Source organism: Myxococcus xanthus (assembly GCF_013116825.1).
Classification (GTDB): Bacteria; Myxococcota; Myxococcia; order Myxococcales; family Myxococcaceae; genus Myxococcus; species Myxococcus xanthus_B.
In genome coordinates this window covers 1-8,185 of the sequence record NZ_JABFNS010000223.1, presented here as the reverse complement: position 1 = coordinate 8,185, position 8,185 = coordinate 1, and the positions used below count along the sequence as shown (strand labels likewise).

9 protein-coding genes are annotated in these 8,185 nt (G+C 65.2%); 3 read left to right on the top strand and 6 right to left on the bottom strand.

Annotated features, from left to right (window positions below; all coding sequences use genetic code 11):
• Nucleotides 1-92: 92 nt before the first annotated feature.
• From HNV26_RS39125 to HNV26_RS36040, 6 genes are all read right to left on the bottom strand, one after another.
• Complete coding sequence (locus HNV26_RS39125) at nucleotides 93-1,076, bottom strand: HK97 family phage prohead protease (protein WP_171445210.1); 984 nt, start codon at nucleotides 1,074-1,076, stop codon at nucleotides 93-95.
• Nucleotides 1,077-1,094: 18 nt separating this feature from the next.
• Nucleotides 1,095-2,450, bottom strand: coding sequence for a phage portal protein (locus tag HNV26_RS36060; RefSeq protein WP_253817368.1), 1,356 nt, complete (start codon nucleotides 2,448-2,450; stop codon nucleotides 1,095-1,097).
• A gap of 76 nt (nucleotides 2,451-2,526) precedes the next feature.
• Nucleotides 2,527-4,104, bottom strand: coding sequence for an ORC-CDC6 family AAA ATPase (locus HNV26_RS36055; protein WP_171445211.1), 1,578 nt, complete (start codon nucleotides 4,102-4,104; stop codon nucleotides 2,527-2,529).
• A gap of 77 nt (nucleotides 4,105-4,181) precedes the next feature.
• A complete protein-coding gene (locus HNV26_RS36050) occupies nucleotides 4,182-5,705 on the bottom strand; it encodes a terminase large subunit domain-containing protein (RefSeq protein ID WP_171445212.1) in 1,524 nt (507 codons plus the stop codon).
• The gene (locus HNV26_RS36045; RefSeq protein WP_171445213.1) at nucleotides 5,695-6,282 is read right to left on the bottom strand and encodes a hypothetical protein; all 588 of its coding nucleotides are present in this window, start codon (nucleotides 6,280-6,282) and stop codon (nucleotides 5,695-5,697) included. The genes HNV26_RS36050 and HNV26_RS36045 overlap by 11 nt, the downstream gene beginning before the upstream one ends.
• A gap of 18 nt (nucleotides 6,283-6,300) precedes the next feature.
• On the bottom strand, nucleotides 6,301-6,591 hold the full coding sequence (locus HNV26_RS36040) for a hypothetical protein (RefSeq protein WP_171445202.1): 291 nt from the start codon (nucleotides 6,589-6,591) through the stop codon (nucleotides 6,301-6,303).
• A gap of 354 nt (nucleotides 6,592-6,945) precedes the next feature.
• Between HNV26_RS36040 and HNV26_RS36035 the strand changes: the two genes are divergently transcribed.
• The 3 genes from HNV26_RS36035 (at nucleotide 6,946) to HNV26_RS36025 (ending at nucleotide 8,010) form a co-directional block, all read left to right on the top strand.
• The gene (locus tag HNV26_RS36035; RefSeq protein WP_171445214.1) at nucleotides 6,946-7,152 is read left to right on the top strand and encodes a hypothetical protein; all 207 of its coding nucleotides are present in this window, start codon (nucleotides 6,946-6,948) and stop codon (nucleotides 7,150-7,152) included.
• A 41-nt stretch (nucleotides 7,153-7,193) separates the two neighbouring features.
• Nucleotides 7,194-7,607, top strand: a complete 414-nt coding sequence (locus HNV26_RS36030; protein WP_171445215.1) for a hypothetical protein — start codon at nucleotides 7,194-7,196, stop codon at nucleotides 7,605-7,607.
• A 133-nt stretch (nucleotides 7,608-7,740) separates the two neighbouring features.
• Complete coding sequence (locus tag HNV26_RS36025; RefSeq protein ID WP_171445216.1) at nucleotides 7,741-8,010, top strand: hypothetical protein; 270 nt, start codon at nucleotides 7,741-7,743, stop codon at nucleotides 8,008-8,010.
• The last annotated feature ends 175 nt before the right edge of the window (nucleotides 8,011-8,185 follow it).

The window sequence follows — 8,185 nt, the reverse complement described above, 5'->3', positions numbered from 1 at the left end:
GGACTTCGGGGTGGGCTTGGTCTTCATGGTGACTCCAACGAAAAGGGTGGGGTGCTGCGGAAGGGGGCTCAGCGGGTCAGAAGGGGCGGCGCTCAGCCGGGCAGGAGCGCCACGTAGCCGCGCAGGTCGGCGGGGGAGAGGGCCTTGGCCTGGGCCGGGGTGAAGCCGAGGTGCTTCACCACCTGGGCGCGCAGGGACTTCGCCTCCTCTTCGGGAAGCTCCTCCTCGTCCTCCTGCTCGTCCTCGGCCGGGGGCTCCTCCCCGTCCTCCTGCTCGTCCTCGGCCGGGGGCTCCTCCCCGTCCTCCTGCTCGTCCTCGGCCGGGGGCTCCTCGTCGGACTTCGGCTCCTCCTCCGGGGTGTTCTCGGAGAGGGCCTGCTCATCCTCCTCGCCGCCGTCGCGCTCCTCCTCTTCGGGGGATGCCTCGGCGCCGTCGCGCTCCTCTTCCTCTGGAGCCTCGCGCTCTTCCTCGGGCTGCTCCTGCTCTTCCTCCTCGAGGCTTTCCTCTTCCTCGTCGGGCAGCAGCTTGTGCAGCTTTTTCACCTCGGCCCTCAGCTCCTCGAGGGCGCCCTCCACCTTCGCGCGGAAGGCAAGGCCTGCGGTCCGGTACTGCTTCTCCTCGTCCTCGTCCACCGCCTCGGCGGAGCGCAGGCGCACCGCGTCCTGGTTCCCGGCGATGTTCACGATGCTGACCTCCAGCACCTCCACCAGCGGGAAGTCGTAGCCGCCGTCCTTGTTCGGCACCGGCTCCGTCTCACAGGGCACGAAGCGGATGGAACACTGGTCCAGGGTGCCCGCCTTCACCTTCGCGGCCACCATTTTCGAGGTGTCGCAGGCCTCGTCGAAGACGGGCCCCATCACCCACTCGCCCGCCTCGCGGAAGCATCGCGCGAAGCCGATGGCCGGGCTCCACGAGTCGTGGTTCCACAGCAGCGGGACGCGGAACTCCTCGCCCTTCGCCTTGATGGCGAGCACCCTGTCCTTGTGGCGGTCCAGGTTGGTGGACGTGATTCGGAACACCGGGCCCGTGGTGCCTTCGGTGGGCTTCGACTCCAGCAGCTTGCGGAAGCTTTTCATGCCCTGGAGAAGGGGCGGCTACAAGCGTCCCTCCTCGCCCGTTCTGTCCCTGGGCGGCTCCGGCGTGGCGTTGGCGGCGGCGCTCGAGGTGTTGTTGCCGCCCCCGCCCTGGCCCGGAAGCGGCGCGGGACGCTTGCCCTCCAGCTCGGGTAGGGGCTCGTAGCCCGCGAAGGCCCGCGCCTCGTTGAACTCGAAGGCCTCGGTGATGGGCGTTGTCATGGCCCTGAATACCCGCTCGAACTCCTGGGGCCGCGGGTCCTCGTAGTCGAGAATCACGTCCGCATCGATGAGCGGCACCAGGCGGTGTTGGAACCAGGCAAGCAGGAACTCCAGCCGGGGCGCCACCGCGTACTCGGCCAGGTGGTACTTGGCCGCTTCGGACGTGCTGCGGTTGCTGCTGGTGGTATCGCCGAGCAGCTCGGGCGGGACGTTGTAGACGTGGCGCACGTAGGAGCGCAGGGACTTCGCCAACTCGTCGGCCTGCAGCTCGCGGTAGTTGATGGCCACCTGGGCCAGCGTCACCCCGCCGGGGGTGAACCACACCTTGCCCGCGTTCTCCGGCCCGCGGAACTCCTCCTTGAAGCGCTTCTCCAGGTCGTCAGCGGCCTCCTGCCGCTCGAAGTCCTCGTGCTTCGAGTCGAGCCCCACCACGGCGTGCGGCAGGCCCCCGCGCTCGAAGGTGCCCTTGGTGGCCTTGTCGATGGCCTCCATGGTGTCGAGTTGGTCGCCGAGCGCGGTGCCGCGCCCGACACCGCGGCCGAGGGGGTTCTCCGGGTCGAGGTGCTTGGGCCACAGCATGTGCTCGGCGGGCACGTACCCGGAGAATTGTCCGTAGGAGAGGGCGAAGTAGGGGCGGCCGGGCTGGGGCGTCATGTGGACGCAGTGCGGAGGCACCGGCTCCCAGCCCACGGGCCGCCCGTCCTGGCCCAGGCGCAGCCAGAGGAACGTCTCGCCCACCAGGTCCAGGTGAACCTGAAGCAGCTTGCGCAGCTCGCGGCCGGGGTACTCGGGGTGGGGTGACTCCAGCAGGCGCAGAACTTCGTGCTCGGGGAGTTCCACCAGTTCACCGGCCTGGGTGGCCTCCTCCAGCGCCTTGCGTCGCTCGTGTCTCGCGGAGGACTTCCACCGCACGTCGTACCGCTTCACGCCCCCGAAGCCCACGCGCTTGTAGGCTTTCCACGTGGGCGTCGCGACCGCGTCCGCCACAGTGTCTACGATGGCGCGCAGCCACCCGTTTTCTCGGTAGGCGATGAGCACCTCTCGGCTGCCCCGGCGCGGGCCAAAGCTGAAGATGGGGATGGCGTGGATAATGGGGCCCCGGGTGGTGGGCAGCATGCCCAGGGCTTTCATCGCGCGGCGGAGTAGAGACGTCATGCCCTGAAGAAGGGGCGGATGCGTCTTAACTTGCACGTCACGCGCTGCCTGTGACGGCGAATAGGTGCTCAGTAATCTAGCGCCTGTTCGCCCTCTCGAACCTAGTCAAGTCCAAGACTGCTCGCCTGATGGAGCGATAGTCGTCGAGCGGGACTTCCACGAAGTCTGTTTCGTGTTTCGATTCTGCTATATCAAAAAGCCCTCTGGGGGCTTTGGATGTGTTCCGCAGGTCGACATAGCAGCCGTAGTCGATTGCATAGGTGTTGAATCGCACCCCTGGATGTTCTGCCCCAGAGACGCCTCTCTTGATTACGTGAAGTACTCGCGCATCGAAGAGTGCCCCCACCAGCTTGCTTCCGATATCTTTCCCTTGTTCAAGCAAGAATGCTCGGGCTTGTCGCGTCTTGATGACGTCGTCGACGATCCAGTGGAGCAGCGCCTTTGCTTCTGTGGCAATAGCTGACTCTTTGTCGCGAAGATACCATGCCCGGGAGGCTTTTGTGATGTCTTCCATGGATATGGAGGCATCGTTGGCCTTTTGAGCGGCGACGGATGCGACGTTAATTGCGTCGCGTGGAACGCCCTCTGCGGCCCGCACTAGCTCGAAAAAGGCCTTGCGCTGGGTGAATGCGCTTGCAATGAAATCTGCCGATGATGCAATGCTCTGTGTGGGTATTCCGTCTTCTTGTGCAGTTGTTATGAGGTGTTTGTAAAACATCTCCTGAAAAAAAGATTCGGCCTTGGTGTTGTCGTTGCCAAACACCATGTAGTCGTCAAGGTCGAGATCGGCTGATGCATCTGCGCCGAGTTCGATTCCTATGTAGTCGCCTGTGTTGGTTTGCTCTTGAAACCTAGACCTGTATTCAATTGCTCCGATCTTTACAATTATCCCAGGAACAGGGAAGAGGGCGCGCCTGATTAGGTCTGCGAGAAGTGGTTGTAGCTCTAGCGGAATGGTGCTCCACTCATCCAAGATGAGCCAAAGTCGCTTCTTGGGAAGATTCGCGACGACTCTCTCCATGAGCCGTGCAACAGCTCCGAAGTGGACTCTGTGTCTTGGTGTGCCGGCCTCCTTGATGCGTATTTGTTCTTCCTGAGAGGCCTGTACGGATGACTCGATGCTCGCTTCAACCTTCGGGCCCTTGTTGAAGCCAAGAGTTCCTGTTGACCGGGCAGTCGCACCGACCGTCCCTTTTGTAGAGCTTTCGAGTTCGATGGAGCCTCCGACGACGCGCACGGACGTAAGCTCATCGGCCAGTAGATCCAGCGTGGGCAGGAGGTCGGGTGAGCCTCGTTCGAGACCAAAATCGACTAGCTTGTCTTGAACTGCGCTGAGTGTGTCGATGAGGAGTCGGGTTCCTCTTTCTGGCAATGGAGTGGCTGAGTCACCGTAGATGCCGCCGCTTGAGCCAATTGTTCGAAGGTCGACAAATATTGCGATGTCGCCATTTGATTTTAGATTTTCTGCGAGATACTTTAGTGCATGTGTTTTTCCTGTTCCTCGTCGCCCATAGAGGACTTGGTTGTCACGCGACGAGAGGATCGAGAACAGGGGGCCGATGTCGACGAATGTTTTGACGAGCACCTCGGGCGACTGTGTCTCCGCTCGCTTGGCTATGCGCATCAGTGATTGATTGATGTGGGTGGTCGGCATGTTGCTAGTTTGCTCAGGTGTGTTCAGCGGCGTCAAGACGTGTGGTTGGCTCGGTCTGGCCTATGTGGATCTAGGGTTTAGTCGTCGCTGTCTTCGGAACTTGCATTTGCTGCGCCAGCCCGCTCGGCCGCGCCCTCGTTCTTCCTGCGCTTGACGACGTACTTGAAGATGGGCCAGCAGAGGGCATCCACCCGGTCATCGCGCGCGTGGCCGCCCTCCTGGCCGGTGAACTTCGCCAGTTGCTCCTCGAGCTGCTTGTGGCGCCCCACCATGTGGACGAGGCCTGCCTCCGCAAGCATGGACACGGGGGCGGCCCGCTCGGCCTTCGACTGCCGGGCCCGCTCCGTCTTCACTGTCACCTTCGCGACGCCCCGGATGGTGTGCTTCACCATGCTGCCGCCCGTGTTTGTCTCGGCGAAAATCCACGCGCGCGCCCGCCCGCGGCTGTCCTTCTTGGCGAAGGGCTCCCACGCGCGCAGGGCTTCCACTGCCGTCTTCGCCCACTTGCTGGGCTCGGGACTTCGGCAGGAGAGGTCGGCCAGCACGTAGACGTGGTCCAGGCCGTCGCTCTCCTGGCGCACGCCCACGGCGACGATGCCGTGCATGTCCGCGTTCTTCTTCTCCCCGGTGGCCGGGTCCACGCTGATGACGATGAAGTCGAACTCCTTCGGGCGCTTCTTCGGGTCGATGCGCGGAGTCTCCCAGTCCACCTTCCGGAAGAGGGCCGGGTCCAAGTCAAAGGCGAGCTCGCCCAGAAACTCGCGCCGGCCCACGGTCGAGCTGGCGGCCCGTCGCGCCTGGCGGATGTAGGCCGCGTCCAAGTTGGCAGCGTTGTCGAAGGTGGAGGAGCGCGACAGCACCAGGCCCTCCCTGTCCTTGAGGATGGTGCGGAAGAGCTGCGTGGGTGCCGGCGTCGTCGTAATCACCTTGCGGCTGGAGAGGCCCAGCTGGCGCATCCGCTGGGAGGTGCCGCGACCGACGCGGCAGCACTCCTCGAAGACGCCCTCCGGGTCCTTCTCCCAGGCCACGATTTCGTCCAGCCACTCGAAGGTGTAGCCGTAGCCCCTAAACTTGTTGGCCTTCGCGGCAGGGAGGTAGTCGGCGACCACCCCGTTTGGCCAGACCAACTGCTTCTTCGACTTGAAGTGTTCCGGCCGGAACCAGGGTTGCGACAGCGTGAGGATGCCGGACGGGCCCTCAAGCTGGTTCTTCTGAATCTCGGTGTAGGTCGGCCCGACGATGAGGATTCGGGCGCCCGGGTCCTGCCGGGCCTCGCGGATGACGGAGGCCGCGCCGCCGTGCGTCTTCCCCGTGCCGCGCCCTCCAAGAAACAGCCAGACGCGCCAGCGGGCCAGGGATTCGTCCACTAGGTCCGGGGTCTGCTGTACCGGCCGCAGCGAGAAGTCTGGCTCGTAGTGGAGAGTGAGCAGCTCCTGGGGCGTCAGCTGGAGGCGTTCGGCAAAGCCCTCGACGGTGCCGAAGCGCTCGCGCAGCTTGAGGGCCAGCCGGTCCAGCTTCGAGTACCGGCCGTGCGTCTCGGGGCGGAGAATGGGGAGCCCTTCGAGCAGGTCCCCGCTCTCGGTGACGGCCTCACTCTTCATCGTCCTCTTCCTCATCCTGCCCCGCGGTGGCCGCGTCGGCGTCAGGGGACTCCGCGCGCGAGGCCTCCGCGAGGAAGCGCTCCAGCTTCTCGACGAGGGCGCGCTGGGCGTCCTCCGGCTTCACCAACTCGAAGGGGCCCTGCGCGTCACCCACCGCCGTCGTGCGCTCGCGCTCGGTGCGGAACTCGCGGTCGGCGACGCCCAGGCGCCAGCGCAGCACCTTGTCGTTCATCGACTTGTCGCGGATGGCCTCCTCCACCGCACGGACGAGGTCCATCTGGTACTCGGCCTCCGCCTTCTCCACGTCCTGCACCAACTCCGTGTAGCGGCTGCGCTTGCCGGCCTCGATGGCGTCACGCCCGCGGCGCAGCCAGTTCTCCAGGTGCTTCGCACTGGTGCCCGCGATGGAGGCCGCGATGCGGCGGGTGGCGCCCTTGCGAATCTGGGCTACCACCTCCGTCTGGATGGCATACGTCAGCGAGGTGGCCGGCCCGGAGAACTTCGCGGGCCGGCCACGCTTGCGCTTCGGCGGCTTGCCGAGGGGCTTGTCTGGGTCGTAGCCGCGCGCGTGAGACATGCCCCTTAGAAGGGGCGGCTACTCGGCGCCGCAGGCGAGCTGCTTCGCGCGCTCGACGAGGGCCACCAGGCACCCGGCGGCTTTCTCCTGGTGCTCACCAGGCACCCGTGTTCCAGCCATGCCTAGGGTGGTGAGCGCGCCCGCGGTGCGCGGCGAACCGGTGGCGAAGAGTGCGATGCCACTGCCCTCGGCCTGGGACCGGAAGTCGCTGTGGCCTCTCAGCAGGTGCGCGGTGGTCCGAAGCGTGGCGTGGCCCTCGGCCGACGAGGAGGGGGATGCGTACTGCGACGCGGAGGTGGTGTTGGTCATGCCCCCGTAGAAGGGGCGCCAGTGGCCCGCCACGCCACGCGAGCGCGAGGAGCGCCGGGCCTCAGGTGCAGAGTTGAAGCGTGCGCCAGCGGCCCGCCAGGAACTCGAGGGGCCCAGAAAAATGGGGGGTCTGCCCTCAGTTCTCCCTCGGAAAAATCGCGAGAAATTCCGCAGCGCCGGATTGTACCGCGCCGAGCAATCACGTTTTGGGCCCACCTCCCCGGTTTCCCACCCCGGGGGTGCCCGTAGGTGCGTTCAGTCACACTGTATTTTCAGGCATATCCTACAGTGTGCGGGTCGGTGCTCCCCTGGCGACCGGGGCGGCGGCATCGGGCGCGGTGCTACGGTCTCCGCATGAGCGACACGACCGACGTCTTTCAGCGGCTCCAGGTGGCCTTCATGGAGACCGGCACGAGGCTGGCGGAGGTCCGCGAGCGGGAGTGGACTCGCATGAAGCCCGCTTTCACGCAGTTGGCTGCTTGGGGCGTGCGTGCCGAGGCTGCCCTGCGTGCGGCGCCTGGTCCCGTGGACCGCGAACGCCCGGCGGGCTCGGACTCGTAGGGCGCAGGGTATCGGCGGCGAGCACGCCCCTTTTCGCGGGCATGACCGTCTTTCTCTCCGTCGTCGCCCTTGCCCTCGCAGTGGCCCTCCTCGTCGTCTACCGCCAGCTCCAGGATGCCGACTTCTGGCGCGCTCACTGGCGCCGCCGGTACGGCGAACTGGATGCGGAGTTGAGCGCGGCCCTGTCGGAGAGGCAGGACTTCAGGGCCAACGTGGAGCACGCGCTCCGCGTCCTGTGGCGCCGCTTCGAGGTCGTGACGCCAGCGGATGGGGCGGCGGTGGCCGTGCTCCGGGCCGCCTTCCCCTCGTTGCCGACACCGCCGGGCCCGCGTGTTCAGGAGGCATCGCCGAGCGCCGGCAGTTCCAACTCCTTCGCTCTCTGCCCGTGGTGCGAAGACCCGTCCTGTGTGGCCCCGCGCCAGTGCGAGGACTACTTCGGCGCGGATGCTCCGTGATCGCTCATCGGTACATGGCTGTACGACTCACGGAGAAAAACAGCTCAAATTGGCAGATAAATCAGAGGCCAATAGCTTGTGGCTGGTCGATGCGTCATCACGCACCGACTGACCACCCACAAGGAGGGGGCCCATGAGGACTTACCTCATAACGTACGACTTGCAGCATTCGCACACCGCGGTGAAGCAACATCTGCTGAAGAAGGGTTTCTATGAGGCGATAAGACTTCCAGACGGCACGACTCTAGAATTGCCGAATACAACTCTGTTGGTCGAGGCGGACTCAGCCAAGGCAGCCGGGGAACTATTCCTGAAGGAAACGAGGGCTGCGACGCTCAGTATAGGCTCCAATGTTCAGCGGTACCTCGTGACGGCGTCGACGGCCGATTGTAGTGGCGGGTAGGGGGCTCATTCGCGCTTGAATTCGTTCAGGCGGGCCGAGTTCCGCCGGTGGCGTGAATCGCGTACGCCACCGGCCACTGGCGCTCCGGTCTGCTCCCGCCTATCCGCAGCAGTCGTCTCCGAGGAAGGACGCCCCTTTTCGGGGGCATGACCTCCCCGCCCCCCCAATCCGAATC

Excerpts from the sequence above, each read along its gene's own strand:
- HNV26_RS39125 (WP_171445210.1), bottom strand. The coding sequence starts at position 1,076 with ATGAAAAGCTTCCGCAAGCTGCTGGAGTCGAAGCCCACCGAAGGCACC.
- HNV26_RS36060 (WP_253817368.1), bottom strand. The coding sequence starts at position 2,450 with ATGACGTCTCTACTCCGCCGCGCGATGAAAGCCCTGGGCATGCTGCCC.
- HNV26_RS36055 (WP_171445211.1), bottom strand. The coding sequence starts at position 4,104 with ATGCCGACCACCCACATCAATCAATCACTGATGCGCATAGCCAAGCGA.
- HNV26_RS36050 (WP_171445212.1), bottom strand. The coding sequence starts at position 5,705 with ATGAAGAGTGAGGCCGTCACCGAGAGCGGGGACCTGCTCGAAGGGCTC.
- HNV26_RS36045 (WP_171445213.1), bottom strand. The coding sequence starts at position 6,282 with ATGTCTCACGCGCGCGGCTACGACCCAGACAAGCCCCTCGGCAAGCCG.
- HNV26_RS36040 (WP_171445202.1), bottom strand. The coding sequence starts at position 6,591 with ATGACCAACACCACCTCCGCGTCGCAGTACGCATCCCCCTCCTCGTCG.
- HNV26_RS36035 (WP_171445214.1), top strand. The coding sequence starts at position 6,946 with ATGAGCGACACGACCGACGTCTTTCAGCGGCTCCAGGTGGCCTTCATG.
- HNV26_RS36030 (WP_171445215.1), top strand. The coding sequence starts at position 7,194 with ATGACCGTCTTTCTCTCCGTCGTCGCCCTTGCCCTCGCAGTGGCCCTC.
- HNV26_RS36025 (WP_171445216.1), top strand. The coding sequence starts at position 7,741 with ATGAGGACTTACCTCATAACGTACGACTTGCAGCATTCGCACACCGCG.